The organism is Rhizobium sp. AN6A, assembly GCF_900215635.1.
Classification (GTDB): domain Bacteria; phylum Pseudomonadota; class Alphaproteobacteria; order Rhizobiales; family Rhizobiaceae; genus Agrobacterium; species Agrobacterium tumefaciens.
In genome coordinates this window covers 37,176-62,486 of the sequence record NZ_OCNC01000002.1, presented here as the reverse complement: position 1 = coordinate 62,486, position 25,311 = coordinate 37,176, and the positions used below count along the sequence as shown (strand labels likewise).

Annotated in this window: 24 protein-coding genes and 1 pseudogene; 20 read left to right on the top strand and 5 right to left on the bottom strand. The window is 57.3% G+C overall.

Annotation, left to right across the window (positions count from 1 at the left end; all coding sequences use genetic code 11):
* Positions 1-64: 64 nt before the first annotated feature.
* Positions 65-331, top strand: coding sequence for a hypothetical protein (locus tag CRO62_RS01630; protein WP_097098927.1), 267 nt, complete (start codon positions 65-67; stop codon positions 329-331).
* A 292-nt stretch (positions 332-623) separates the two neighbouring features.
* Here the strand turns inward: CRO62_RS01630 and CRO62_RS01625 are convergent, their stop codons facing one another.
* Positions 624-2,657, bottom strand: coding sequence for a mechanosensitive ion channel family protein (locus CRO62_RS01625; protein WP_097098926.1), 2,034 nt, complete (start codon positions 2,655-2,657; stop codon positions 624-626).
* 752 nt (positions 2,658-3,409) lie between these two features.
* On the opposite strand from CRO62_RS01625, the gene CRO62_RS01615 reads away from it, so the two are divergent.
* The 11 genes from CRO62_RS01615 (at position 3,410) to CRO62_RS01560 (ending at position 14,225) form a co-directional block, all read left to right on the top strand.
* A complete protein-coding gene (locus CRO62_RS01615) occupies positions 3,410-3,937 on the top strand; it encodes an RrF2 family transcriptional regulator (protein WP_097098924.1) in 528 nt (175 codons plus the stop codon).
* A 197-nt stretch (positions 3,938-4,134) separates the two neighbouring features.
* Positions 4,135-4,785 carry a response regulator transcription factor gene (locus tag CRO62_RS01610; protein ID WP_097098923.1) on the top strand — a complete coding sequence of 217 codons (651 nt, stop codon included), beginning with the start codon at positions 4,135-4,137 and terminating at the stop codon, positions 4,783-4,785.
* A 298-nt stretch (positions 4,786-5,083) separates the two neighbouring features.
* Positions 5,084-5,869 carry an alpha/beta fold hydrolase gene (locus CRO62_RS01605; RefSeq protein ID WP_097098922.1) on the top strand — a complete coding sequence of 262 codons (786 nt, stop codon included), beginning with the start codon at positions 5,084-5,086 and terminating at the stop codon, positions 5,867-5,869.
* A gap of 56 nt (positions 5,870-5,925) precedes the next feature.
* Positions 5,926-6,684, top strand: coding sequence for an SDR family oxidoreductase (locus CRO62_RS01600; protein WP_097098921.1), 759 nt, complete (start codon positions 5,926-5,928; stop codon positions 6,682-6,684).
* 76 nt (positions 6,685-6,760) lie between these two features.
* Positions 6,761-7,174, top strand: coding sequence for a cupin domain-containing protein (locus CRO62_RS01595; RefSeq protein WP_097098920.1), 414 nt, complete (start codon positions 6,761-6,763; stop codon positions 7,172-7,174).
* A 182-nt stretch (positions 7,175-7,356) separates the two neighbouring features.
* Entirely contained in the window at positions 7,357-7,788 is a 432-nt protein-coding gene (locus CRO62_RS01590) for a CBS domain-containing protein (RefSeq protein WP_097098919.1), read from the top strand.
* Positions 7,789-7,811: 23 nt separating this feature from the next.
* Entirely contained in the window at positions 7,812-9,296 is a 1,485-nt protein-coding gene (locus CRO62_RS01585; RefSeq protein WP_097098918.1) for a mechanosensitive ion channel family protein, read from the top strand.
* 554 nt (positions 9,297-9,850) lie between these two features.
* Complete coding sequence (locus CRO62_RS01580; protein ID WP_097098917.1) at positions 9,851-11,812, top strand: PAS domain-containing protein; 1,962 nt, start codon at positions 9,851-9,853, stop codon at positions 11,810-11,812.
* A 29-nt stretch (positions 11,813-11,841) separates the two neighbouring features.
* Positions 11,842-12,207, top strand: a complete 366-nt coding sequence (locus CRO62_RS01575) for a response regulator transcription factor (RefSeq protein ID WP_097098916.1) — start codon at positions 11,842-11,844, stop codon at positions 12,205-12,207.
* 282 nt (positions 12,208-12,489) lie between these two features.
* The gene (locus CRO62_RS01565) at positions 12,490-13,428 is read left to right on the top strand and encodes an MBL fold metallo-hydrolase (protein WP_236765573.1); all 939 of its coding nucleotides are present in this window, start codon (positions 12,490-12,492) and stop codon (positions 13,426-13,428) included.
* A gap of 101 nt (positions 13,429-13,529) precedes the next feature.
* The gene (locus tag CRO62_RS01560; RefSeq protein WP_323455431.1) at positions 13,530-14,225 is read left to right on the top strand and encodes a hypothetical protein; all 696 of its coding nucleotides are present in this window, start codon (positions 13,530-13,532) and stop codon (positions 14,223-14,225) included.
* Between the two features lie 32 nt (positions 14,226-14,257).
* Here CRO62_RS01560 and CRO62_RS01555 read toward each other — a convergent pair whose 3' ends face one another.
* A complete protein-coding gene (locus tag CRO62_RS01555; RefSeq protein ID WP_097098913.1) occupies positions 14,258-15,154 on the bottom strand; it encodes a LysR family transcriptional regulator in 897 nt (298 codons plus the stop codon).
* 97 nt (positions 15,155-15,251) lie between these two features.
* Here CRO62_RS01555 and CRO62_RS01550 point away from each other — a divergent pair, with 97 nt between their 5' ends.
* Entirely contained in the window at positions 15,252-16,001 is a 750-nt protein-coding gene (locus tag CRO62_RS01550) for an SDR family NAD(P)-dependent oxidoreductase (protein WP_097098912.1), read from the top strand.
* A 12-nt stretch (positions 16,002-16,013) separates the two neighbouring features.
* Positions 16,014-16,406, top strand: coding sequence for a hypothetical protein (locus CRO62_RS01545; RefSeq protein ID WP_097099265.1), 393 nt, complete (start codon positions 16,014-16,016; stop codon positions 16,404-16,406).
* A 110-nt stretch (positions 16,407-16,516) separates the two neighbouring features.
* Here CRO62_RS01545 and CRO62_RS01540 read toward each other — a convergent pair whose 3' ends face one another.
* Entirely contained in the window at positions 16,517-17,449 is a 933-nt protein-coding gene (locus CRO62_RS01540; protein WP_097098911.1) for an AraC family transcriptional regulator, read from the bottom strand.
* A 280-nt stretch (positions 17,450-17,729) separates the two neighbouring features.
* Positions 17,730-18,566, bottom strand: coding sequence for an alpha/beta fold hydrolase (locus tag CRO62_RS01535; protein ID WP_097099264.1), 837 nt, complete (start codon positions 18,564-18,566; stop codon positions 17,730-17,732).
* Between the two features lie 400 nt (positions 18,567-18,966).
* Here CRO62_RS01535 and CRO62_RS01530 point away from each other — a divergent pair.
* The 4 genes and pseudogenes from CRO62_RS01530 to CRO62_RS01510 all read left to right on the top strand — a co-directional run.
* Positions 18,967-19,152: pseudogene (locus CRO62_RS01530) on the top strand (LuxR C-terminal-related transcriptional regulator); the annotation flags it as partial.
* 184 nt (positions 19,153-19,336) lie between these two features.
* The gene (locus tag CRO62_RS01525) at positions 19,337-19,747 is read left to right on the top strand and encodes a hypothetical protein (protein ID WP_097098910.1); all 411 of its coding nucleotides are present in this window, start codon (positions 19,337-19,339) and stop codon (positions 19,745-19,747) included.
* Position 19,748: 1 nt separating this feature from the next.
* Complete coding sequence (gene dapA, locus CRO62_RS01520; RefSeq protein WP_097098909.1) at positions 19,749-20,723, top strand: 4-hydroxy-tetrahydrodipicolinate synthase; 975 nt, start codon at positions 19,749-19,751, stop codon at positions 20,721-20,723.
* A 751-nt stretch (positions 20,724-21,474) separates the two neighbouring features.
* Positions 21,475-21,825, top strand: coding sequence for a hypothetical protein (locus CRO62_RS01510; protein WP_097098907.1), 351 nt, complete (start codon positions 21,475-21,477; stop codon positions 21,823-21,825).
* 4 nt (positions 21,826-21,829) lie between these two features.
* Here the strand turns inward: CRO62_RS01510 and corA are convergent, their stop codons facing one another.
* The gene (gene corA / locus CRO62_RS01505) at positions 21,830-22,795 is read right to left on the bottom strand and encodes a magnesium/cobalt transporter CorA (RefSeq protein WP_097098906.1); all 966 of its coding nucleotides are present in this window, start codon (positions 22,793-22,795) and stop codon (positions 21,830-21,832) included.
* Between the two features lie 337 nt (positions 22,796-23,132).
* On the opposite strand from corA, the gene CRO62_RS01500 reads away from it, so the two are divergent.
* Complete coding sequence (locus tag CRO62_RS01500) at positions 23,133-24,005, top strand: lipid kinase (RefSeq protein WP_097098905.1); 873 nt, start codon at positions 23,133-23,135, stop codon at positions 24,003-24,005.
* 51 nt (positions 24,006-24,056) lie between these two features.
* Positions 24,057-25,028: a DUF808 domain-containing protein gene (locus CRO62_RS01495; protein WP_097098904.1), complete on the top strand. Its 972-nt coding sequence runs from the start codon at positions 24,057-24,059 to the stop codon at positions 25,026-25,028.
* Positions 25,029-25,311: the final 283 nt, after the last annotated feature.

Below are 25,311 nucleotides of genomic sequence, written 5' to 3'. Positions count from 1 at the left end.
TGGCGCGAGCCCGTCAAGCAATCGCCCGCTTTCAGAGCTTGGGAATTATCGAAAGGAGACTGAGGTGAGACACACGATAGACGAGATGACGCTCGCCGAGATTTTCGCAGATCCACTGATCCGTTCGGTCATGCGCGCTGACGACGTGGGTCTGGACGATTTCAAAGAGTTGATGCATTCGGCGGCGACGTCCCTGACGACACGCGATGGCGCAGCATTTGCTGGACAGTTTGAAACGACCGGGCCTGCAGCGTCATCGAAGCGTACACTCGTAACCGCCATGCAGCCCCTGCTCGCAGGTTTCTTTAAGCCTTGCGCTGCCCATATGTGAATGTGGCATGCATCACCATCCCACAAGTCGGGTTTAACCACGGTGATACAAGATGGCCCCATTTCTAGACATCCGTTCTCTCCGGGGTATGCAGAAGCATACGTAAAGGCGTCATCGCTCCGCCCGGTTTGGAGAGGTCGGATCGCACTAGGCTGGCTGAATTCGCAAACACAATTAGTCCAACATAAAGACGGGTTGAAGGTTCGTATCAGTTCAAGGCGTAGAAACGCGTGTCTCTTTCATGGCCCACTACGACGGCACGAGGTCCACAGGTTAATTCAAAGATGGCGAGTTAAAGTTCTGCCGCGCGTTCCCGTTCATCTGCCTTCGTAAGCTCGTGAGCTTGATAAGCCGTGGCGTGGGCCTCCTGGGTCTTAGCGGAGCCGATCTGCACCGACGGTTGAGCGAATTCGATGCCATTTCTCTGGAAGGCTTCGCGTAACATCGCATAGGCTGAGCGGCGGATGAAGCTTTGCTGGCTGGTCGGCAACGTGATCATTGCGAAGCTGATAACTATCCCGTAGGCGCCGAATTCCTCGACGCCTTTCATTTTCAAAGGCTCGATGAAGAGCGGCCCCAGTTCCGGATCGCTGAGCAGTTCCCGACCTATTGCCTTGCCAATCTTGCGCGCCTTCTCGATATCCGTATCGTACGGTACCGTGACGACGAATTTCACCTTGGACCAATCGCGGCTCATGTTTTCCACTGCGCCCAGTTCGCCGAAGGGAATTGTGAAAAGCGGCCCGCGGTGGTGTCGTAACTTGACAGAGCGCAGGCTGAACCCTTCGACAGTGCCCTTGTAATTCTTCGCCTGAATGTACTCCCCGACGCGGAACGCGTCGTCGAACAGGTAGAAGATTCCGCTGATCACGTCGCGCACCAACGCTTGCGATCCGAACCCTATCGCTACGCCGAATATGCCGGCTCCGGCGACTAAGGGTCCTATATCGACACCGAGTTGGCCCAATATGACGAGACCGGCAGTGACGAAAAGGGCGACCGCCATCGCATTGCGCAAGATCGGAAGAAGGGTGTGAAGCCGAGTAGCCGGGCTTTCCTGGACGGCACCATTGGTTTCCAAGTTAATAACCGTGCTACTCGAGCCGGGAGACGGAACGTTGCGGTCGATCGCTGCCTTGGCAAGATGCCAGACCAGATCGGCCAAAAGCAGTACGACGATGCTCTTGAGAAACCCGTAAAACACGGCCCCCACCCGCGGGTCGCCCTGGCTGACCATGTGCCCGTCCGTCTCCCAGACGGTTGCTATCCAGGCAACGGCGAGCCCGATGATTGTCGCCCGGGCTCCGCGGACAATAAGGACGTTCCGGCTGTCCGACTGGGGAATGAGAAAGTGCGCGGCAATGTAATCGCGCAAGGTATGACCAATAGCGCGCAGCGTTGGGGGAAACACGACAATGTAGATGCCGGCCCAGAACAGCGCCGTGAAATCGAGACACCAAAGCAGCCAGACACCTGCAAGATAAAGGCTCAACATGGTCTTGACGGCGATGCTCATGGTAAGCTTGCGCCAGACGAGTTCGATTGCCAGTATCAAGGTCAGCATTGAGGCGAGAAGGGCCACCGCGTTAAGGGTGCCATCGTCCACCTCAAGGACCGTACTCGCTGCCAGGAAGGCCATGGCAATCACAACCCAGGCAACGATAATCTTTAGCCGTCCGTGGATTTCGGGATGCGCGGCGTGCGCGATGCCTGCTGCGATAAAACGATAGGTGATGAAGGCCGCGAGAAAGCAGGCGACGACCAGCCGAACCAGCGGCGGCCATTCGATTGCGAAAAAAAATGCAGCCGTGAATGTGGCGAGGACGGCTGTCGGCAGGTAATGCTCCGCCCCCTTGCCATGACACCACAATTTGCGACGAACAAGCCATTCGGCTGCTACCGCGGACGCGACAAGCAGACAGAGGACGATTGTCGCTGTTGCATGACTTTCACTCGTGGCGTCCGCGCGAAGGCGAAGGTAGGCCAGCCGAATATCTTCGGGAATGTGCGGCATCGACGAAACCAGTCTTTGGAGCTCGACGCGAGCCCGTGTTTCCCAGGCTGACACCGCCCGGGTGATATCTCCGGTTGAGGTTTCGTCATGGGTCCTGCTCAGGGAGGGTGGCGCAGCCTCGGCATTTCGGTCTGTCTGGGCTACAAACTGGCGGCGAAGGTTGATACCTTCAAAATGCTCCCCCGGGCCGCCGATTTTCTGCTGGTATGCTGACGTGGTTGAAGCGTCTCCTTCTGTAGTGCCGGGCGACGGTATCTGGGCAAGGACAGGGATAGCGCCCATCAGGACCATCAATACTGAGAACCAATTCATGGGATATTCCGCACTTTTTCATTCGCCGCTTGTAACGAGCTTAGCGGGCGCCGAAATATGGTTGTTGTCTGACGCGGTGAGAACGCATCACAAAGACCGAATGATCTTCGTCGGTTCGATACCGTCTCCATCGGTGCATACGAGTTACCGACAGATATGAAGAGGCTTGCTAAACTCCATCTGAACAAGCTGACAGGACATAGCGGACGAACCAAGCCTGTCCGTCTGCACGGATCGTGTGCCATGTCGCACCCTGGTATCAACGGCAGGATCGTGCGCGTGCGCCCAGTGAGGATGTTGATAGAGGTCATGTCTTCCGGCTCTTTTGATTGGTAACGAGCACGGTGGCATACGGAGCGCACAGCGCCCAGCCATACCGAGAGTTCGAGCCTGCTGGCGGCTCGGAGAGTGCGGGTAACCCTTTGGCGCGGGTTTATAATCGATCTGGTTAGGTCGGAGCCCTTAGACACCGCAGCGCGCCTTCGAGTCGCTCTTCACAACGAGAGCGACAGGGCTCGGTGGCTTCCGCTTGCCACTGGTTGAGCGCTTTGTCGAGGAAGTCGAAGGAGATATTGTCGTTGAAAGCAAACTTAATGTACTTGCCGGTTGCCGAAAGCCAATAGCAATCCGCGGCATTGATAGACTTTTGACCTCCAGCGCCCGCCGATTTCCGAGCGGCGCCAGCTCCTGCGCCGTCTGACGCCAGAAATAAATGCTTGCTTACCATAACGCGGACTATTACAGTCCGCGTTATGGCGCATATGACGGCAGGTGTGGAATACGGGTTACATTGTCTCCTTTGGCTGGCGGGCTCGCCCGGAGCGCCACTGAGCAGCCGCGACCTGGCGGACTTTCAGGGGATTTCTCCGAGTTTTCTGGCGAAGGTATTTCCGAAACTGGAAAAGGCAGGGATCGTATCGGCCTCCGAGGGTATCAAAGGGGGGTATCTGCTCGCAAAGCAGCCTGGAGATATCACAGTCTTGGAGGTCGTCGACGCGATCGAAGGCAGGAAGCCGCTGTTCGATTGTCAGGAGATTCGCGGCCGCTGCGCCGTTTATCGGGAGCGGCCGCCTTTATGGGCGATGAAAGGCGTTTGCGCTATCCACGCGGCGATGTTGCGCGCGGAAAAGGCGATGCGGGATTCGCTTGCCAGCCAGACGCTGGCCGATATCGCCGGCGAATTCGGTCCAAAGGCGCCGCCGGAGTTTTCCGACGACGTCCGCAACTGGTTCGCGGAAAGGACGAAGGGGCGGTCCCGAGGTGGTGCAGCAGAGGATTGAGCGTTGTCCTGAAAAGCTGAAGAGCGGGTTATCGGGCGGCGGCTGAGAATACAACCGTGCGCGGCTCAGATGCCGACGCAACCGCAAATGAGGATTTAGAGTGATGCAGGATATTTTCGACCGCGCCTGCAACGACGTCTCTTACCCGTCAGCGAGCCTGGTAGAGCCGACGAACTGCCGTGCTGGGAGCTGATCAGATGGATACACAAGCTGCCGTCGCGGAAAGTCCGCTGGTTCTGGTCGTCGATGATGACGAAGATGTACGCAATTCCCTGCAGGAACTGATGGAATCGGTCGGACTTGATGTCGCCTGTTTCCCTTCACCACGCGAACTGCTAAGTGTCGGCCTTCCCAATCGGCCGGGCTGCCTAGTGCTGGACGTGCGGATGCCTGGGGCGAGCGGGCTCGACCTGCAGCACCAACTTTCGACGCGTGGCGTCACAAAACCTATCGTCTTTCTCACCGGATACGGCGACATCCCGATGACCGTCCAGGCCATGAAGGCCGGGGCCGTCGATTTTCTGACGAAACCTGTGCGGGATCAGACGCTGCTCGACGCCGTGATTGCCGGTATCCAGCGCGACGTGGAGCAAAGGGCGCAGGCGGAAAACATCCATCAGCATTCCATCCGGTTTGCGACCCTGACCCCACGCGAACGCCAGGTCCTTGGCGAAGTAGCGCGCGGACGGCTCAACAAGCAGATCGCTTTCGAGCTCGGGATTAGCGAGATCACTGTCAAGCTCCACCGCAGCAATGTGATGCGTAAAATGCACACTATTTCGGTCGGCGAACTGATCCGTGCCTGGGATTCGCTGCCGTCCAGCCTGCGCGAGAAGCCTCAGGCCTGACTTGCGGCGCTGCTGTCATTCACCCGAAACTCAAATTCATTCTTCGTGACGTTTGGTCGCCAAGCATTCCGCCCCGTGTTGCCACTCCTTGCCGGTTCGCTGGACGATCATTACAGCCGTACGCAACCGTTCTTCGTAACAGTGTTGCTGTGCGGTGAGTTTAGGCAAGGCGTCTAACCACCCGATCTATCATACCTGTACTCTGGGACTAGGTACCTGATGCCTGTGTTCGATAGGCTGGCGGCCTGCCGTAGCGCATTCTCCTGACCGGTCGAAAGGCACAAACAGGAGACATCAGATGCGTAATATTCTCAAAATTCTCGCGCTTGCCGCAGCGGTGGGCACGGCGGGGACCGCATTCACACAGGCCGCGGAACCGCGAGCAAAGCCGACGATCGTCCTGGTGCATGGCGCATTTGCCGAAGGGTCGAGCTGGAACGGCGTGATCGGCGCGCTTTCGACGGACGGCTATACCGCAATTGCCGCCGCCAACCCACTTCGCAGTGTCGCCAGCGATGCCGCTGCTGTTGCAAGCCTGCTCCGCTCAATCCCGGGACCGATCGTGCTGGTCGGTCATTCCTACGGTGGGCCTGTCATCACCGAAGCGGCCAACGGAAATCCCAATGTAAAGGCCTTGGTCTATGTCGCGGCCTTTGCTCCGGACACTGGCGAATCCAGCGTGAGCCTGTCGGCAAAATTTCCCGGCAGCACACTGACGGACGCCTTGAGGACAACCTCACTGACAGGCGGCGGTCAGGATCTTTACATTCGGCCGGACCGCTTCCATGACCAATTCGCCGCCGATGTGCCTGACGACGAAGCGCAACTGATGGCGGCCACTCAACGTCCCATCGCGCAGGCCGCATTAGCCGAACCGTCGAGGGTCGCTTCGTGGAAGACGCTGCCTTCTTATGCGATCTATGGTTCCGAGGACCGCAACATACCACCGGCAGTCATGGCCTTCATGGCAAAGCGGGCAGGGGCCTTGAAAACCGTCGTTATCGAGGGTGGATCGCACGCCCTGCCGGTCTCCCATCCCAGGGAAATTGCCTCGCTGATCGAGGAAGCAGCCTCCGCGCAGTAGTGCCCGCACACGACCCCCCAACCACACTATCAAAACTTGAAACAAGGAGATTGAACATGAAAATCGTTGTCATCGGAGGCACAGGCCTCATTGGTTCGAAGACTGTCGAACGGCTGCGCAAGAAGGGGCACGAAGTACTCGCCGCTTCTCCGAACTCCGGCGTAAATACCGTCACCGGAGAAGGCCTTGCCGAAGCCTTGGCGGGTGCGCAGGTCGTAATCGATCTGGCAAACTCGCCGTCCTTCGAGGAAAAAGTCGCCATGGAATTCTTCGAAGCGGCCGGGCGCAACCTGTTCGCCGCAGAAAGGGCCTCAGGCGTTCGCCATCATGTCGCGCTATCGGTTGTCGGAACCGACCGTATGCAGGCAATGGGGTATTTCCGCGCCAAGCTTCGCCAGGAAGAGCACATCCGCAGTTCCGGAATTCCCTATACGATCGTCCATGCGACGCAGTTCTTCGAGTTCGTTGGCGCCATCGCCCAATCGGCGACCGACGGAACGAGCGTTCGCGCCCCGACGGGCGCTTTCCAGCCAATTGCCGCAGACAACGTCGCCGATGCCATGGCTGAGGCCGCTTTGGCCGAGCCTGAGAACGGCGTTATCGAGATCGCCGGTCCGGAGCGGGCGCCGATGAACGAGTTCATCGCGCGTTACCTCAAGGCGACCGACGACCAGCGCACCCTCGTCCCTGACGCGCACGCCCGTTACTTCGAGGTCGAGATCGATGACCGGACATTGGTTCCCGATGCCAGCGCTCGCCTTGGTGCAATCCGCTTCGAGGACTGGCTGCAGTCCCCCGCCGCACAGAAGAAGTAAGCGCGCTCGCAAATCCCCTCTCAGTCTCGCCGGCCCGGAGGGGGCGGCAGACCTCAGCTCAATAAGGAGACAGAAGATGATCAGGACTTTTCTTTTCGCGGCGGCTCTCGTATTCGCCACCAGCCCTTCGGTCATGGCCCATGACGACGCCCGTGATGAAAAGGTGACGGTGATCTTTGATCGGCCGCTGCCGAACGTGCCCGGCAAGAGCATGAAGGGCGTGCTCGTCGAATACGCTCCAGGCGGAACTTCGCCAGCGCATACCCACCCGAACTCTGCATTCATCTATGCGACGGTACTGGAGGGAGCGATCACCAGCCAGGTCAATGACGGGCCCGTTACGGTCTACCACGCCGGCGAGAACTTTGCCGAGTTCCCCGGCGATCATCATGCCGTCAGCGAAAATGCAAGCAAGACGGAGCGCGCTCGCCTGCTTGCGGTTTTCGTGGTCGATACGAACGAAACCAACCTGACGATCTACGAAAAGTAACGCAGGGGAGGAGCTTCCAATCCCGAGCCGCGCCCGGGGTTGCTGTTAAGGCCCCACCTTCAGGGCGGCTCTTGCTCGACATCGATCTCGGCATGGCCCAATAGCCGTCGCCATCCCGAGATCGAACCATAACGATACCGACAATACCCGGCTGTGCCAGCGAGCGCCGCCAGGAGGGGCCTATGCGCATCGAAAAACTCTATCCCATGACATCGGCTCGCCTGATGGTGATCAATGTGGCCGCCACTCTGCAGTCTGCTGCCCGGACGTTTTCCAATCCAGGGATCGGACTGGCCGTCGTCAGCGAAACAGGTGGCAAAGCGATGGGCGTACTCAGCAAATCCGACCTCATTCGCCATCTGACGGATATCGAGCAGAACGCCAGCATCGAGACGCTGATGAGTCGCAACATCATTTTCTGCAGCCCGTCCGACGAATTGCAGGTCGCATGGCAGGTGATGGTTGAACACCGCATCCAGAACATGCCGGTTCTCGGCGCAGACGCGAAACCGCTGGGTGTCCTTGATATTCGCGATGCCCTGAAAGTGCTCTTCGAACAGGAACAACTGCAGGAACATATGCTGGCAAACTACATCGCCGGCATCGGTTACTGATAGCCGATATCGGGAGGATCGCCATGCTTGATGCATATCTGGTTGAAATCGCCGCTGCACCGCTGGCATGGCTGATCATTCTCGGCCTGAGCGGAATAGCCGTGTGGAAAGCAATCGGCCCGGTACGCTCCAATCTGCGGCTGGTGGTGCAGATCATCTTTTTCACCGCCATGACGTCTGTCCTCGTTCTCGCAGATATTCCGCTCGGTCAATCGGAACGTTTGCGCTTAGGCGACGAACGAGCCGCTTTTATCGTCTTCGCCCAGTTGCTGTGGTGGCTTCATCTTTCATGGGCCGTTATCGGGTTTGTGCGGATCTATCTTGTTCTGGAAGGCCGGCCGCGCGAGGCCCGTTTGCTTCAAGATATCGTCGTCGGTGCGGTTTACATGTGTGCCACGCTCGCCGCACTGGCTTTCGTTTTCGGCGCCCCGGTCGGAACGCTGATCGCGACGTCGGGCGTCATCGCCATTGCGCTCGGCCTCGCACTTCAGAACACGCTCGGCGACGTATTTTCCGGTGTCGCTCTCAATCTCGGACACACCTACGCGCTAGGTGACTGGATTCTCCTTGAGGACGGTACGGAAGGACGGGTCATCGCGAGCACCTGGCGTTCGACGCAGATATTGACGGGTGCCAACAACATTGTGGTGCTACCGAACAGTGTTCTTGCGAAGCAGAAACTGACCAATGTCAGCCGGCCCGACGAAACGCATCTGCTCAATATGACGGTGCGGGTGGTGCCGACGCACGCTCCTTCGATCGTCGAAGAGGCGATGCTGACGGTTCTGGCGGGGTGCAATTCGATCATGCGGGAGCCGCCGCCACTGGTTTCGCTAAGCAGTGTGGATGCCACAGCGTTGGAAATCCACCTGTTTTTCCGGGTAAGCAATCCGATGCTGAGAATGAAGGCACGAAACGAGGTGATCGATCGCTTTTACCGGCATTGCAGGTCCACCGGTCTGCAGCTCGCAATGCCGTCTTCGGCCATCGCCTCCGGGATTCAGCCGGCGCATACCAGCAGACAGCGTGAAGCGACCTTGGACGAGATGATCGATGAAAACCCGATCTTTTCCGGCTTAACGCGGCTCGAAAGAGAAAAGCTGGCTCAATCTGGCATAAAGCGTGAATACCGCATCGGGGATATCATAGTCTCGCAGGGGCAGACGCTGCCATCGATGATGATTGTCCGCACGGGAGTGATATCGATGCAGCACAACCAGCAGGAAAAGCGGCGGCTTTCTTCGGGCGACTTTTTTGGAGAGACGGGTCTTCTCGCGGGAATGCAAGAAACCTACACCCTGCAGGCGCTCACGCGGGTGACCGCCTACGAGATCGACCAGAAGAGTTTTGCGCACCTGATCGCCGACCGCCCGGCAATAGCTGAAGAGGTCGCGGCGATACTGTCCGCAAGCTCCGACGACGTCGGCCAGCTCCCGCCGGCTGCGATGAAACACGAGCGGAGCGCTTCCGCTTTCTTGAAGTCGATCCGGTCGATATTCAGCACCTGAATGTTGGCCCAGGCCGAAACCCATCGAAAACGCCCAAGGAAGAACGAGACAATTGTCTTGAAACTCTTTTACGCGCCTGGCGCCTGCAGCCTGGCGAGCCACATCTGCCTGATCGAGGGCAATTCGAAGCCGAACGCGTAGACCTCAAGACGAAGATAACCGCATCGGGTGGTGATTTGCGCGCGGTGACCGCCAAGGGGAATGTGCCAGCGCTGCGCCTGCTGGCACGGCATTCGGTCCAGACGGCATTGAAAAGTGAGGGGCTGGCAGCTTCGTGACAACTGTCCGCCTTCCTTCCCGACAGGTTCTTCAGAAAGGCAATGGTGGGACATTAAGTCCCGACCTTGCCGCACTTGTTTCGTGCTGCTGCGTGAGTGTGATGAAGACCCTCGACCACCGTCGAATTTGTATTGCCTAGCGAACCTTGCCCTATCCTTCGGCACAGGTGTTTCTGCCAGACGCTTCGATATACCGTTCTCCCCACATGGCTGTGGTGCTGTCCCAATTTCAGGCGCACCATGGTGATCTCGAATGTCATGGGATCGGGGTGAGGCATGGCGAAGTTTGTAGGACCGTCGGGAATGGATAGGAGCGGTGCATCGCAAGAGGCGCCCCGCAACAAAGCAGTAGAAGCAGCGAAGCTGGTCGAGCGGGTCACCAGCAATGCCTGGGCGACCGATGCTATTGGCAATTTTATCTATGTGACACCGGCTGCGCTTGCTCCCTTGAAAATAAGCCTGGAAAGCCTCAATTTGCCGCCGGACAACAATTCGTCCGGCTGGAGGCGGATCATTCACCCGGAAGATTACGACGCGGCCGCCGAGGCATGGCGTCAGTGCTTAAAGACAGGCGAGCATTATAGTGTCGAGCATCGGATGCCGCGTGCGACCGGAGTTTATGGCCAGGTGCGCAGCAGCGGCCAGCCGATCTATGACGCGGACGGCGCGATCGCTGGCTGGTACGGCACCTTCATAGACATCGACTCTCCGCCGCGGACCTTCGAGGTTGAGCTGCGCGAGCGAGAACGGCAACTGCAGCAACTGATCGACTCCGTACCGGCGCTGATCTGGAGCACGATGGCCGACGGGACTCCGACTTATGTCAACAAGCCCTTCACCGAGGTCACCGGGGCTACACTTGAGGACATCACCGCGCCGGATCGATCTGCGTCGCTTGGCGTCGTTCACCCCGAAGACAGGGCGGCGGCGCGAGAGGCGTTCCTCCGTTCCGTGGCATCAGGCACGCCCTATATCCAGAGGTATCGCCAGCATCGCGCCGACGGCAACTATCATTGGACCGAGACGCGGGCCCACCCCTTACGGGATGAAGCAGGCCTGATCGTCCAGTGGTATGGCGTAAGCTCAGACATCCATGACCTCATAGCCACGCAGGAGGCGTTGCGGGAAAGCGAACAACAGCTTCAGCAGCTCGTTGAAACGCTGCCTGCTATGATCTATTGCGCTTTGCCGGACGGCAAGCCGATCTATCGCAGCCAGCGTCTCCGCGAGTATCTCGGTTTCAATCTCGAAGAAACGGACGGTCTTGGGAAAACCCGGCTGGAGGGCACTCTCGACGCTGTGATCCATCCCGACGATCTGGTCGAGGTCAAGGAGCGGTACGCCCATTCACTGGCGACCGGCGAGCCCTATTTGCTACAACACCGGCTGCGTCGCTTTGACGGGGTATACCGCTGGGTAGAGACCCGAGCTTCGGCGATGCGCAATGGAGACGGCGAGATCGTCCAGTGGAACGGTATCTGCCTGGATATCGAGGATCAGGTGAACGCGCGAGAGGAGCTGAGCCGCGCCCAGGAAAATCTCGCGCGATCAAGTCAGGCTGCCGGCCTTGCTGAATTGTCGGCCTCGATCGCGCATGAGGTAAACCAGCCGCTTTCAGCGGTCATGAATTATTCCAGCGCATGCCAGCGCTGGCTCACCGCCGGCCCGCCCAATATCGAGCGCGCTCTGAAGGCGCTTGATCGCTTGGTTCAAAGTGCCAACTCCGCAGCCGATGTCGTCAGCCGAATTCGCGCCCTCTTCAAGCAATCGACGGATAAGCGTGACAGTGCTGAGCTTGGCGCCGTCGTCAGACAGGCGCGTGACCTGCTCGCAGAGGAGGCGGGAAGGCGGCGCATGACGATGAATATCGAAGGCGAGAGCGGTCTTCGGCCAGTTCCGTTCGACGGGGTGCAAATACAGCAGGTATTGGTCAATCTCATACGCAACGGCATGGATGCGATGGCTTCCGTTTCGAGCGAACGTGTTCTCGATATCCGGGCCTTCCGGGCGGGAGATATGGTGCGTATCGAGGTCAAGGACAGGGGGCGCGGCATCCAGTTCCCGGAAAAGATTTTCGAGCCTTTCTTCACAACAAAAGATGAAGGGATGGGAATGGGCCTCGCTATTTCCCGCTCGATTATCGAGTCGCATGGCGGTCAGTTATGGGCGGAAAGGAATGAACCGTGCGGCGCGATATTCGTTTTCACACTGCCGCTCGACGTGACGAAGATGCCATGACTAGGTAACTGGGCTTGAGGGAGGACGGTATGAACAAACCTCTAGTAGCGATCGTCGACGACGACCCGAGGGTGCTTGCCTCGCTGGTTGAACTCCTGGAATCGGCGGAATTCGGAACGCGAAGCTTCCGCTCGGGTGAGGCGCTGCTCGCATACGGTCTTGAAGGCGTCGATGTATTGATTAGCGATATCGGGATGCCTGGTGCAGACGGATTTGAACTCCGGGACCTCGCCAGGCAGGCGAACCCGCAACTGCCCGTATTCCTGATTACCGGGCGCCATGAAATTGCCGACCAGGACCGCGCCGGGGGCATTGAATGGTTTCTGCGAAAACCGTTTGATGGGCACGCCCTTGTTGCGGCCGTTCGCAAAGCCTTGGGCGACCGACAGAGCTGATCCAAATCATCCTTTGGCAAAGCTCATTTCAGCCCGTCCAGAGACGAGTCTTGGCGAGCCATTCCCGGAAGTGGAAGTGTGGATTTGGCCTGTACCTGACCTACGCGCTTATAAACTAAAAACAAGGCCACCCTATCCTCGGGGGTAGCCTCTCCTCTTCCTTGACCCAATCGACCGTCCAGATGCTCCTCAATACACTTCGCCGCATGGTTCGTGCCCGGCACGTTCCAGTCCCGAAAACAGGAGCGCATCATGACGCAGATAGAAGCAAAGCCCGCTACAATGGGTCAGCAGCAGACAAACGTGAGCTTGCAGAGCACTCGACGTGCCGACCTACGGTCAACAGAAGAACTGGTTCCCTCTCGCTACGCGGTGAAGGTGGGTGAAATTGAAGTGCTCGTCATCAGCGACGGCGTCCTACCACTTCCCACGAAGATGTTGGGACACAATGTGGATGCGGCGGAACGCGCAGTTTGGCTGGACAACATGTTCCTGCCTCAAGAGGCTTTTGACTGGGCGCTGAACGCGGTGGTGGTGCGCAGCGGCGCGCAGGTCATACTTATCGATGCAGGTCTGGGCTTGGATCCGGAACTGAACCTGCCTCGGGCCGGGCAACTGGTGCAGCGACTGGAGCGTGCCGGCATAGACCTCGGCTCCGTGACCGACGTCGTCCTGACGCACATGCATATGGACCACGTTGGCGGGCTGCTCGTCGACGGCGTGAAGGAAAAGCTGCGCCCGAACCTGCGCATTCATGTGGCCGCCGCCGAGGTTAAATTCTGGGAAGCACCCGACTTCACGCATGTCCAGATGCCTCCTGGCTTTCCGGATGCGCTTCGTGCGGCCGCCAAACGGTTTGCCGAGGAATACCGTGACCAGCTTCGGCTGTTCGATGAGGAACATCAGGTGGCTCCCGGTGTCGTCGTCTCACGTACCGGCGGCCACACTCCAGGGCACAGTGTGGTGCGCGTCGCCTCCGGAAAAGACAGACTGATGTTTGCCGGCGACGCCGTATTCGCTGTCGGCTTCGAACATCCCGACTGGTTCAACGGCTTCGAGCACGATCCCGAAGAGGCTGCCCGCGTTCGGGTCAGACTTCTAAATGAGCTGGCGGCAACAGGGGAATTGCTGGTGGCTACGCATATGCCGTTCCCGTCGGTCGGGCATGTTGCTGTCGACGGAGACGCCTTCCGTTGGGTACCCGTTTTCTGGGATTATTAACTGCATATTGGCCTAGGTGCCAGTCACGCGACCGCATGCGATCAGATATCCGGAAGATCGCATGCGGCTCTCGCGGCAGAAGGTGCACGTGCAAATGCGCAGTGTTTTTTCAATTTTCACCCGCACAAACGCCAGGAAGAGGTTATGTCATGACTTCGACGGAAACGCGCATTGTCGCTGATGTCTCGGTGCCCGATACGCCGCTGGTCGACCGGGCGATCGAGTATGCGCGCAAGACCTGTGAACCCTATCTTTTCAATCATGTGATGCGATCGTGGCTGTTCGCGGCGAAGATCGCCGAGATACAGAACGTAGCGCACGACGCCGAAGTGCTTGCAGTCGGCGCGTTACTGCATGACATCACGCTTAATGACCGATTTGCAGGTCCTCGCCGTTTTGAAGTGGAGGCCGCCGATCTGGCTCGAAGTTTCGCGACTGAGGCCGGGCTCGACGGACGGCGTGCCCAACTGATCTGGGACAGCGTTGCTCTCAATTCGACGCCTTCGATCGGGCTCTACAAGGAGGCAGAGATAGCACTTTGCACGACCGGAATCTGTTTTGACGTCGTGGGGCTCAAATACAGCCTCATTCCGTCTTCCCAGGTGCGGGCGATCATTGACGCGTTTCCCCGGCTTGGGATGAAGAAAAAAATGACCGCATGTTTTTGCACCATTGCCAGAACACAGCCGGAAACCACCTACGATAATTTTGTCCGGGATTTCGGCGAGCGGCTGGTTCCTGGCTACAGCGGTCCCTCATCGGTCGATCTTGTTGCCGCAGCACCCTTCGAAGAGTGATGCAGCGGTACCGGTCGTCATCGATGCCGATATTAAAGGTCGGCGAGGATTTTTGCTTCGCTGGCCATGAAGTCGCAGAATAGTCTCACGCGCGTCGGGACTGTCCGGCCGAAGGCATGCAAGGCGCTGAGTGAAAGCTTCGGAAGCGCGATATCCGGAGCAAGGTCGACGAGCGTGCCGGCTCGTAACTCGTCCGTCAACAGACATCGCAGCAGATAGGCCGCCCCCAGCCCGCTGCGCGCAGCTTCGATCATCGCAATACCCGTATCGCAATCAACCCGCCCCTTGGGAACGAAAACGGTACCGTCGGCGAGCCTGACAGACTTCACTTCGCCACTCATCGCGTAGCGCACAAAAGGTAAGGCGGCCAAATCTGCCATGAATTTCGGATGACCCCATGTTTCGACAAAGGCAGGGGAGGCGACCACGATCATCGGTAGGTAAGCCAGCCGCCGTACGATCAGATCCTCCTGCAAGGGCGTTCCGGCGCGCAACGCTACATCATAGTCCTCGCGGACCAGGTTGACGAAGCGATCGGTCAGCCCGATATCGAGCTGGAGGTCCGGATAACTCTTTGCAAAGTTGCTGAATAGCTGCGGTAGCAACAGCGGAGCAAGCTCGCCCGGCATGCTGATGCGCAGTCTTCCTGCTGGGCCTGCCTGTGAACGGATGGCGTCGTCGCTGGCATCGAGTTCCCGCAGAAGCGGTGCGACACGCTCGAAAAAGACCTGCCCGTCCTGTGTCAGGGTGAGCGCCCGGGTGGAGCGCAGGAAGAGCCGCGTCCCGATCTTTCTCTCCAGTCGCGCCACGCTTTTCGAGACCGCCGACGGTGTCGTGCCCAGGTCGCGTGCGGCTGCCGTAAATGAGCCGGCCTCCACGGTTCGCACGAAAGCCGTCATTCCAGACGTCTCACCCAAGAGGTTTGGCATTGGCATCTCCGGGGCACAGATCATGTGCCCGATCGTGATCTAATCGCACATGACGCAAGGGTTTATCTCTGTCTCGATGGAAAAAGGAGATAGTCAAATGCAACAACTCAAGGACAAGGTTGCCGTCATAACCGGCGGCAACAGCGGCATCGGCAAAGCAGCTGCACTTCTCTTCGCGCAAGAAGGAGCGCAAGTGATCATCACCGGGAGACGTCAGGACGTCGTCGACCAGACGGCCGGCGAGATCGGCCATGGCGCCATCGGGTTGGTGGGCGACGTCGGTGATCTGGAACACCACAAAATGCTCGCGGAGTTGGTGAGAACCCGCTTCGGCGGTCTCGATGTCTACATGGCCAATGCCGGTGTCATCAATCTCACCGCTTCCGGCAACGTGACGCCGGAGGACTATGACCGCCACTTCGCCACGAATACACGCGGTGTATTCTTCGGCGTGCAGGAAGTCGCCCCGTTGATCCGTAATGGCGGCAATATCATTGTTACGAGTTCGCTCGCTGCGACGAAGGTTCTGCCGGACCACACCGTCTATGCCGGCTCGAAAGCCGCCGTCGCCGCTTTCGCCAAAAACTGGGCCATCGAGTTTAAGCCACGCAAGATTCGTGTAAACATCCTGAGTCCTGGACCGGTCGAAACCGCAATCCTCGGGAAGCTCGGGGTTTCGCAGGCCGATCGTCCGGCGTTCGAAGATTACATGGCCTCCCTCATTCCCGCAGGCCGTATGGGACGCCCGGAGGAACTGGCCCGTGCTGCATTGTTCCTTGCTTCCGACGCAGGGAGCTTCGTCAACGGTATAGAACTGCATGTCGATGGCGGCATGACCTTGGCGTGAAGGAGTAGCATGATGGCTGAACAACACAATTCCGGAATCGTTGCGTTCATCGATCGTTTGGCGGAGATGGGCAGGCTCTATTCCAAGGATCTCGGCTTCCTCGTTCTGACAGGTGAGGGAACGATCGCGCGGTTTCCCAAGGCGGAAATGTTCGCGGAATTCCGTGCCACGTGCAATCCCGGTGAAAGGCAGCTTTCGGCGGAAAAACGAATCTTGCACATCGAACAGCAGGGCTGCGAGGCGACTGCGGTTCTCTATCGCCGCATGAGCGATCGCGCGTCGTCGACGTCCTACGAGCTGCGGCTGCGCCGTGTGGATCGCGACTGGCAGGTTTTGGGCAAGACGGTACTGCCGTGGCCTGAGCTCACAATTGTCAAGGGGTTCCCTGCGCCGCGCGAGCATTAAAGGAAAGAGGCATCTTGCACCCACGCGTTGCATAAAAAGCGGCAAGCGGCTTGCGAAGAGCCGACTGCCGTGACTTTTTATCCCGGTAGCAATCACATGTCGATTTCGGTTCATAGGGCCGCACGGCGCCATTCGCCCGGTGTCAGGCCAGTATTGCGCTTGAACGCCACGCAGAAAGCGGTGAGCGTGGTATAACCCAGCGTTCCCGCTATGTCAGTGATCTGCAGGAGCGGGTCGCGCAGCATTGCCATCGCTTGTTCCATCCGCCTCTGGCGCAGCCATTCATGAGGCGTAAGCCCCGTGCTTCTCTTGAACGCGCGGCAGAAGTGGAAGCGAGATAGATTGGCGGCTTCTGCAAGCGCGCCCAGCGAAAAATCCCCGGCATTTTCCGAGGAAAGTCGCTCCAGCGACATGCGCAAAACCCTCGGAGCAAGCCCACCCAGAGCTTTATCGGCAGCTTGGACGAAACCGCTATGGGTCTTTACCAGGTGGATGGCGATTAAACTCGCCAGTTGCTGGCGATAAAGCGCCTCCAGGTAAACCGGATCGCCGGAGGACTGGAGCGTCAACTCAAGCAGTGTCGCCATGATATTGTCCGACCGCGCTGTACTTTCGGTCAGCGGCCGTGCGGCGCCTGGGGATTCTCGTGCGACGCGGTCCAAAAGTTTCGGGGACAGATAAAGCTGCACAATATCCATAGGACCGTGGATATCCCAGCGCGAACTGGAGCCGGCCGGGATGAACGTGATGCTGCCACGCCGTCCCATGCCCGTCGAATACTCGCCTCCGGACCGGCGTTCCAGGCGCTGCATCTTTCCAAGATAGGTCATGATCACGTGGTCGGTCATGGGCTGCACGACCTCGTGGAATGGGGTGTGCTTCCAGCGGGCGAGCCGAGTGTCGAAGGGATCGTCGATCCGGAAGGTTTCCACTGGCGCGGTGCGTAGCACTCGCTGCATCTCCCGGTCCGGCGTCACGCTCATTTCCAGGGGCTTGACGCCTGTCTCAGCCGGGTGCTGCTCATTGATGCTAAAGAAAGCCATGCGCGATTCCTTCCAGCGGGCTCGGTGACGAGTACGAGGAAGGAGGATAAAATTCTCTCTGGATTGGGGATATCGTCTGTTTGGCTATCCCGACCTATTCTGGAGTTTAGGAATGGGGTACCAAGCGCAAAGGCCGCTCTGTCGATCCAGGGGGTAATCTGTGCAAAAGGCACCGCACTCCTAAGTGAATCTGTATCTGACTCAATCTTAAAGGCAGCTACGGGTAGCAGAATGAAACGGGAAGCGGTGCCGGCGGCGGATGGCACCGCTTCCCAGCCGACTAGCTCTTGATGAAGGCGAGTAGGTCGGCGTTGACGATCTCGGCATGCGTCGTGCACATTCCGTGCGGCAGGCCGGGATAGATTTTGAGTGTAGCGTTCTTCAGGAGTTTTGCCGAAAGTGGCGCGGCGTCGGCGACCGGTACGATCTGGTCATCGTCGCCATGTAAGACAAAGGTAGGTACGGTAATCGCCTTCAGGTCTTCGGTGAAATTGGTCTCCGAAAACGCCTTGATACCGAGATATTGCGCGTTAGCGCCGCCCATCATTGATTGGCGCCACCAATTTTGAACGATGGTTTCGACCATCTTGGCGCCTTCCCGATTGAAGCCGTAGAAGGGGCCGCTTGCGAGGTCGTAGTAGAATTGACCGCGGTTCGCCACAAGCTGTGCGCGAAGGTCATCGAAGACCTCGATCGGCAGGCCGCCGGGGTTGCCCTTGTTCCTGACCATGATCGGTGGCACTGCACCGATCAGCACCAGCTTTGCCACGCGTCCGTTCGGCTGGCCGTGCTTGGCAACATAGTGCGCTGCCTCGCCGCCGCCGGTGGAGTGGCCTATATGAACGGCGCTGCGAAGGTCGAGATGTTTCGCAACCACCGCGAAATCGGCAGCATAGTGATCCATGTCATGGCCATCGCTAACCTGGCTCGAACGTCCGTGGCCGCGCCGGTCATGTGCGATCACGCGATATCCTTTGCCGAGGAAGAAGAGCATCTGAGCGTCCCAGTCGTCAGCAGATAGTGGCCATCCGTGATGGAAGACGAGCGGCTGGGCATCTTTGGGACCCCAGTCCTTATAGAAAATCTCGACACCGTCGGGGGTGGTGACATAGTTCATATCGCGTCCTTCCTTGGCCCTATTACCGACCTTGGTGGAGGCGGTTTTGCTTGCCGCAGCGGCGGGCATTGCCGCGAGAACCGGGGCCGAAAGACCGGCGATCAGCAGGTTGCGGCGGAGTGGTAGCGGCACTGCAAAAAGATGTTGTTTTGCGTTTGATGGGTCTGGAAAAGAATTTCCGATCATGGCTATCTCCGTTTTTGAGGTTTTCCTCGGAGACACTCCTACGGGGGAAGGAAAATTCATGACCTTTCGGCGTTGCGGAGTGTATCGTTGGATTGCTGTTCGTTTGATCTGACCAGATTTAAAAGACGTTTGAAACCTGCCGGATGATGCGCCGAAGCGCTAGGCTCAACGATATCGAAGAACGTCGTGCGGCAGCCCACGCGGACGTCTCAACAAGCAGATCGCAGCTGAGATCGGTCTGAGCGAGGTCACCGTGAAAGTCCATCGTGGCCAGGCGATGCGAAAGATGCGGGCCGACACCGCCGCCGACGTCATCAGGATGGCCGATCTTCTCGGGACATCCGAAGGCATGGTCAACGTCAAGGGTGGAGACTACCCTGCCGGCAGCAGATCGCGGTAGATTCGTATCTGCGTCGGCGAGTCACTGCCGGTGGCCGAACTGACAGGGTTGATCCATAGGTTAGCGTTCAGCCCGAAAGCATCCGTCACTTATGGTTTCTTTATTTTATAGACCCTAGGACCCAATCGAATCCCTATGTCGATCGGGGGTAAAACGGAGACCGTGTACAGTGTAGCGGTTTTCCATGCAGCCAGATATTCTCAACATCACCGACCTTCGCCAACGACTCGAAAACGGCTCTAGGGTACGTGAAGAGCACGTATGGTGTCTCGCAAAGCATACGTTCCCTCAGCTCTGTTCGGCAAATACCGCAGCAGGGAAGCGCTTTCAAACGCTCCTGGAAGCCGATGCACTTATCGATGCATTGTTTTTGGCAGTGTCGACGTTGCGCCCTTCCATCTCCCTCAAAGCCATACGCAGGACATGCCACGGATGGATGTGCTCGGCATCTCTGGCCATCGACGGAGCCTCACGAAAGGCAGTGGGTCGGCATGCAGACATGGAAGGTGCCGTGTTCATAGCTCTTCTCACCATCCTGAAATACCAGCGGCAGAGCAACATGAAGACAGTTTTAAAAACCGGCGAGGGTGACTGAGATGCAGGAGCAATTGCATGGAAAGCATCGTTTTTCGGGAACAATGACGGCTCTGGTCACGCCGTTCCTTGGTAATGGTATCGATTATGCAGCATTCGATCATCTGGTTGAATGGCAGATCGACCAGGGAATTGATGGCCTCGTACTGAACACCCTGATAGCCGAAGGCCCCACTCTTAAGACCGAAGAGCGCCGCAGTTTGATCAGCCGTTGCGTTCATTTGACGAGGGGGCGCATTCCAGTCATCGCTGCGACTGGCACCAACAGCACTGCCACGACATGCGAAAGAACCATTGAGGCTGAACAACTCGGTGCAGACGCAGTGCTCATCGTTCAGCCCTACTATAGTCGGCCAAGTCAGAAAGGCGTCATTCACCATTTCAAGGAGGCTGCGAAGCGGGTTCAGCTGCCGATTTTCCTTCACAACGATCCGCGTCATACCGCTGTGGAAATCAGCCATTGCACAGTGAATATACTTTTGCAGATTCCGAACGTGGTCGGTCTTGTTGACGACACCCGCACTATGGCGCGCATTGCCAAGTCTGTAGATCATGCCGCAGCCGATGTCATATATCTGTGTGGCGATGACTTCGCCGGTGACGACGCGATTGCAGCATCGCACGGATCGATATCGGCTGTGGCCAATATGTGCCCTGCGACCGTTTCCTCCATGCAGCGGGCGATAAGGGCAGGTGATGCACACCAGGCACAACACCTCCATCAACAACTGCTTTCGCTGGCAAGTGCCGTATCCCTTGAAAATACCTCGGCATCCCTAAAGCACGCATTGTCTTGTTTGCGCGGCATTGATGATGCAGTCCGACTGCCAATGACAAATATCAGCGACGAGACAGCCCACGCCGTCATGCGGGCGCTGAAGCCTCTGCGACACGCCCGCCCTCGTCGTCCTCAATCACCTTTGATTTTGGAGGCACGAACTGCGCGCATTTCGCAGGGCGGTGATCGTCCATCCTGAAAGCACAGGACTACGCCGACCATAGAGTTGAGGTTGGAAACACCATTCTTTCAAGGAGTTATTGCAGATGCACGGACGCTTAGGACTTTATTACAGACTTCAGTCGGAACTGCGGCGAAGGGTTGCGACAGACCAGGCTGAAGAACACAAAACTCCACTTGAACGCCGACAAGCCGTGACAGAACTGACGATGTTTGTTCGCCTGTTCGCCGTCGTCGGTGGACTGATATTCGCGGTGTCGCTCATCATGGGCAGCATCCAATAGACGAAAACATGTCCTTTTGACATCGAGATAAGACGCAAGTTTTCTCACAGGAAGAGACGATGCAAGACAAATTTGGACCCGACCCGAACGCAGGAAATCGGTTCACGATCGGGCGAAACAGGAAAGGCTGCTGGCTTGTGTGTGACACGCTCGGCCTGGTTGGTGGCATATTCGTTGACAAAGCGTCTGCCATTCGCTTCGCAAGAACCGAAAGCGGCGACCGTTCAGATCTTTTTTACTGGGGACGTGGAAAGCAAAGCCTTGAGGTCAAGGATCTTTTCAATGTCGGCTCAACACGGCGCCATCCGGCCCGAGTACTGTTTCGGAGCCAAAATTGATGTTCAGATATCGTTTGCTACGGACGTTCATAAGAGGTGCGTTCGAGTTCCTTTTTCTCGCCGCTATCACATGTAGCGCTATCATCCTCACAGTCGCTCCGACGATTTTTCGCGGGTTCTCCTGACATCACAGATGGAGCAAATCACTATGAAAGTGAAACATATCTACGCATACCAACTCGATGGCGTTGAAATAGAATGGAAAAACCTCACACGCTGTGATGATTACCGTTGTAAACTTGCGAACATCTATGCCTTGGAGCAGGACGAAGGCCAGCGAAAAATCCAGCTCGCTAAACTCCTCAAGTTCGAAGAGTTCTATGGTGCCGCAATCGAAGCTGGGCGAAACATCGGCTCACAGGGGAATTTTCTTGTTGAACCGCATCTTGGTTTTCTTCCAACGGGTCTTTGCATGTCTGTCTATCTGATCTGGAAGGACGACGATCATGGTAGCATGTACGTCGTTTCGCCGGTCGAGATGCCGCATCTGGAAAACTAAAGCGTCATAGCCATCCAGATTTTCTGAACTGGTAATACAAGATGCCGCAGAGAGAAAAGATGACTGCCAAGACGACATAATAGCCGTACTGCGTCTCAAGTTCGGGCATATGCTGGAAGTTCATCCCATAGATCCCGGCGATGGCGGTGGGGACGGCGAGGATTGCGGCCCATGCTGCCAGCTGTCTGGTGATCGTGCCCTGACGCTGCATTTCAAGAAGATTGCTGGCCTCGAAAACGGATGTGACCACTTCGCGCAGGCCTGACACCATTCCCTCAACCCGTCTTACGTGATCGTGGACATCGCGAAAATACGGTCTTGCATTCTCGTCGATGCACGGCAACTCAAGATGGGTCATCCTGCCGATCATTTCTGACATCGGCCCCAGGACACGCTGAAACAGGATAACTTGCCGGCGCATCCGGAAAAGACGTCTGATCTGGTCGCGTTCGAGAAAGGAGATCAACATATGTTTCTCCATTTCGAGAACCCTGTCTTCCAGCTTCTCGACCATCGGCAGATAGCCATCGACGACGAAATCGAGAATACCGTGGAGCACATAATCCGGGCCATGTTCCAGAAGCCGCGGTGACTGTTCGAGTTGCTCCCGCAATTCCTTGTGCCCACGGGCCGACCCGTGTCTGACCGTGACGACGTGGTTCGGACCAACGAAAACATAGGTCTCGCCATAGGCGATCTTGTCACCCTCGAGATATGCAGTCTTTGCCACGATGAAAAGCCGATCGCCATAGACCTCGACTTTCGGAACTTGACCGCCCTTCAAGGCATCCTCGATGGCCAGCGGATGCAGCCCGAACATAACCTTCAGGCTTGCCATCTCCTGCACCGTGGGTTCCGTCAGCCCGATCCAGGCGAAGGCATTGTCGTCCGTCTCAAAAGGCTGATCGTTCAAGGGAACGTCCTCTGCCCGTTTGCCCGCACGGTACATATAGGAGGCGACAACTGTCATCTCGTTCCTTTCAAGAACAGGTTACGGCCTTGAGCCGGATAATGTCGTGGGGATGCGGCCCTGTTGCGGTTGCTGGACGCAGAGCGTGGTCCGTTCCTCTTGTCTTTACGTCAAACTAAGGCGGATTGAGAGCCGGAATCATGGAAAAATAGAGACGTGAAATCCGTCAATCTTCTCTTCTTTTTTCTGTAGATGGATATGCCGAGCAAGCCGCACAAGCATGCCATTGACGACGAATGCTGCAGTGCACATATAAAAGCGGTCGATCTTTTTAACTTGAACAACCCGCTACCGATCTAACGTTGGCAAACGTGCGCAGGGCGCAGAAACTGAGAGTATGACGTCACAAGCGGCCTTGTTGCTGGTCAACCCGAATTCCCGCAAAGGGAGAGACAGTCTGCCAGAGGTGCGACGGTTACTAGAGCAAGCTGGAATCCGTTTCACCGAGTTGCCGGGCGACTATGCGGGTACGACGTCCCAGGCGATTGAAGAGCATATCGGCTTGGTTGATCGTGTCATCGTCGGCGGTGGTGATGGCAGCCTGAACGGCGCGGCGCTCGGGCTTTTGAAAGCAGGGCTTCCCTTGGGTGTTCTGCCGCTTGGAACGGCAAATGATTTTGCCCGCACCATAGGTCTACCGTTGGATCTTGCTCAGGCAGTGGGTGTCATTGCCAAAGGCAACACGACCAAGATCGACCTCGGCGAAGCGAACGGGCATCCATTCTTCAATGTGGCAAGTGTCGGCTTCAGTGCCGATCTGGCAATGTCGCTCACCGAAAAGGCCAAGAAGCGTTGGGGCACGCTCGGCTACGGTATCGTCGCTGCCCGGTTGCTCGCCAGCTCAAGACTATTCACCGCAACGCTTGAGCATGACGGCCAAACCGAAGAACTGCGAACCTTGCAGGTGGCTGTCGGCAATGGGCGCTTTTACGGTGGTGGCATGACCGTGCATTCAGATGCCACGGCGACAGACGGCATGCTGGATTTCTATAGTCTCGAGGTCGACCATTGGTGGAGATTGTTGGCGCTTTTGCCAAGCTTGCGCAAGGGTACGCATGGCGACTGGAACGATGTCCGGTCGTTCTCGACAAAACATCTGACCATTCGCACCAGCAATCCTCGCGCGGTCAATCTCGACGGCGAGTTAAAGACCAACACACCCGTGACGTTTCATATCAGGGAAAAGGCAATCTCGGTCTTCGTTCCCTGACGGACGCGAATTCATCTCCATTCATTTCAAAAAACAAAGGCTACATTTTTCATGGCAACGGGTCTGATAGCGCTTCTCGATGATGTCGCGGCAATCGCAAAGCTGGCTGCTGCGTCAGTCGATGACGTTGCGACGCAAACGGTCAAGGCCACTGGTAAAGCAGCAGGTGTCGTGATTGATGATGCTGCCGTCACGCCGCGATATGTGGTGGGCCTCAGTCCCGCCCGTGAACTCCCTATCATCGCCCGCATTGCTTTGGGTTCGTTGAAGAACAAACTTGTGTTTCTTCTGCCGGCAGCGCTTCTTCTCGGCTTTTTTGCGCCGTGGGTCATTACGCCCCTGCTCATGGTCGGTGGTGTCTACCTCTGCTACGAAGGTGCCGAAAAGCTCTATTCGGTGTTTTTTCCGCATGCTGCGCATGATCACGAAAAGAAGGTTCTGGGTGAAGAGCTTGATCCGGTCGCTCTTGAAAACCAAAAGGTCAGCGGCGCGGTTCGCACCGACTTCATCCTCTCTGCGGAAATCATGGCGCTGACACTGGCTGATGTCTCACAGTCCAGTGTCTCTATGCAGGGCTTTGTGCTCGCTGCCGTGGGTATCCTGATCACACTTGCCGTTTACGGTTTCGTCGCGCTTATTGTTAAGGCAGATGACGTCGGCATCGCGATGGCCAAGACCTCATCGTTGGCCCTTCAGGTCATTGGTCGCGGTCTCGTCTACGGCATGCCGATCTTCCTCAAAGTGCTGGCGGCTCTCGGCACCGCGGCGATGCTGTGGGTGGGAGGCAGCATTGTGGTTCATGGGCTTGCCCAGCTCGGCTATGCTGGTCCGGAACATCTCATCCACGATGTTTCAGCCGCGGTCGTTTCTGCCATCTCTTTCGCTCCATCCGTCGTGGGTTGGCTTGCGACGTCTGTTCAGCAAGCTGTGCTTGCTATCATCATCGGTGCTGTTGCCGTGGCCGCGATGGGCAATTTGATGGTACCGATGTGGCGGAAAATACGCGAAATTAGACCTATCTGATGAACCCGATTTGAGCCCTCTCTGGGCAGTTAGCATTATTGGGAGTCTTCGATGTCGATATTGCCGTTCTAAGTGCGTATCGCCTAGTTAGTTTTACCCTTTCAAAAGAGCTGGTGGGAGAGGCTACTCTCATCGCAGCGGTTAATGGGCCAAATCGGTGTTGGCTTCTCTTTGGGTTACTGCGGCGGCTTTTGGTACTGGTGTCGTCCTTCCCCCGGATTAATGGTGGACGGCAAGTACACAAACCGACGTATCGTAAGCGCCAAGCCGAGGTTATCGGCTA

What these genes read in the sequence shown, in the direction of transcription:
- CRO62_RS01625 (WP_097098926.1), bottom strand. Translation starts at nt 2,657, where the DNA reads ATGAATTGGTTCTCAGTATTGATGGTCCTGATGGGCGCTATCCCTGTC.
- CRO62_RS01615 (WP_097098924.1), top strand. Translation starts at nt 3,410, where the DNA reads ATGGCGCATATGACGGCAGGTGTGGAATACGGGTTACATTGTCTCCTT.
- CRO62_RS01610 (WP_097098923.1), top strand. Translation starts at nt 4,135, where the DNA reads ATGGATACACAAGCTGCCGTCGCGGAAAGTCCGCTGGTTCTGGTCGTC.
- CRO62_RS01605 (WP_097098922.1), top strand. Translation starts at nt 5,084, where the DNA reads ATGCGTAATATTCTCAAAATTCTCGCGCTTGCCGCAGCGGTGGGCACG.
- CRO62_RS01600 (WP_097098921.1), top strand. Translation starts at nt 5,926, where the DNA reads ATGAAAATCGTTGTCATCGGAGGCACAGGCCTCATTGGTTCGAAGACT.
- CRO62_RS01595 (WP_097098920.1), top strand. Translation starts at nt 6,761, where the DNA reads ATGATCAGGACTTTTCTTTTCGCGGCGGCTCTCGTATTCGCCACCAGC.
- CRO62_RS01590 (WP_097098919.1), top strand. Translation starts at nt 7,357, where the DNA reads ATGCGCATCGAAAAACTCTATCCCATGACATCGGCTCGCCTGATGGTG.
- CRO62_RS01585 (WP_097098918.1), top strand. Translation starts at nt 7,812, where the DNA reads ATGCTTGATGCATATCTGGTTGAAATCGCCGCTGCACCGCTGGCATGG.
- CRO62_RS01580 (WP_097098917.1), top strand. Translation starts at nt 9,851, where the DNA reads ATGGCGAAGTTTGTAGGACCGTCGGGAATGGATAGGAGCGGTGCATCG.
- CRO62_RS01575 (WP_097098916.1), top strand. Translation starts at nt 11,842, where the DNA reads ATGAACAAACCTCTAGTAGCGATCGTCGACGACGACCCGAGGGTGCTT.
- CRO62_RS01565 (WP_236765573.1), top strand. Translation starts at nt 12,490, where the DNA reads ATGGGTCAGCAGCAGACAAACGTGAGCTTGCAGAGCACTCGACGTGCC.
- CRO62_RS01555 (WP_097098913.1), bottom strand. Translation starts at nt 15,154, where the DNA reads ATGCCAAACCTCTTGGGTGAGACGTCTGGAATGACGGCTTTCGTGCGA.
- CRO62_RS01550 (WP_097098912.1), top strand. Translation starts at nt 15,252, where the DNA reads ATGCAACAACTCAAGGACAAGGTTGCCGTCATAACCGGCGGCAACAGC.
- CRO62_RS01545 (WP_097099265.1), top strand. Translation starts at nt 16,014, where the DNA reads ATGGCTGAACAACACAATTCCGGAATCGTTGCGTTCATCGATCGTTTG.
- CRO62_RS01540 (WP_097098911.1), bottom strand. Translation starts at nt 17,449, where the DNA reads ATGGCTTTCTTTAGCATCAATGAGCAGCACCCGGCTGAGACAGGCGTC.
- CRO62_RS01535 (WP_097099264.1), bottom strand. Translation starts at nt 18,566, where the DNA reads ATGAACTATGTCACCACCCCCGACGGTGTCGAGATTTTCTATAAGGAC.
- CRO62_RS01525 (WP_097098910.1), top strand. Translation starts at nt 19,337, where the DNA reads ATGCAGCCAGATATTCTCAACATCACCGACCTTCGCCAACGACTCGAA.
- dapA (WP_097098909.1), top strand. Translation starts at nt 19,749, where the DNA reads ATGCAGGAGCAATTGCATGGAAAGCATCGTTTTTCGGGAACAATGACG.
- CRO62_RS01510 (WP_097098907.1), top strand. Translation starts at nt 21,475, where the DNA reads ATGAAAGTGAAACATATCTACGCATACCAACTCGATGGCGTTGAAATA.
- corA (WP_097098906.1), bottom strand. Translation starts at nt 22,795, where the DNA reads ATGACAGTTGTCGCCTCCTATATGTACCGTGCGGGCAAACGGGCAGAG.
- CRO62_RS01500 (WP_097098905.1), top strand. Translation starts at nt 23,133, where the DNA reads ATGACGTCACAAGCGGCCTTGTTGCTGGTCAACCCGAATTCCCGCAAA.
- CRO62_RS01495 (WP_097098904.1), top strand. Translation starts at nt 24,057, where the DNA reads ATGGCAACGGGTCTGATAGCGCTTCTCGATGATGTCGCGGCAATCGCA.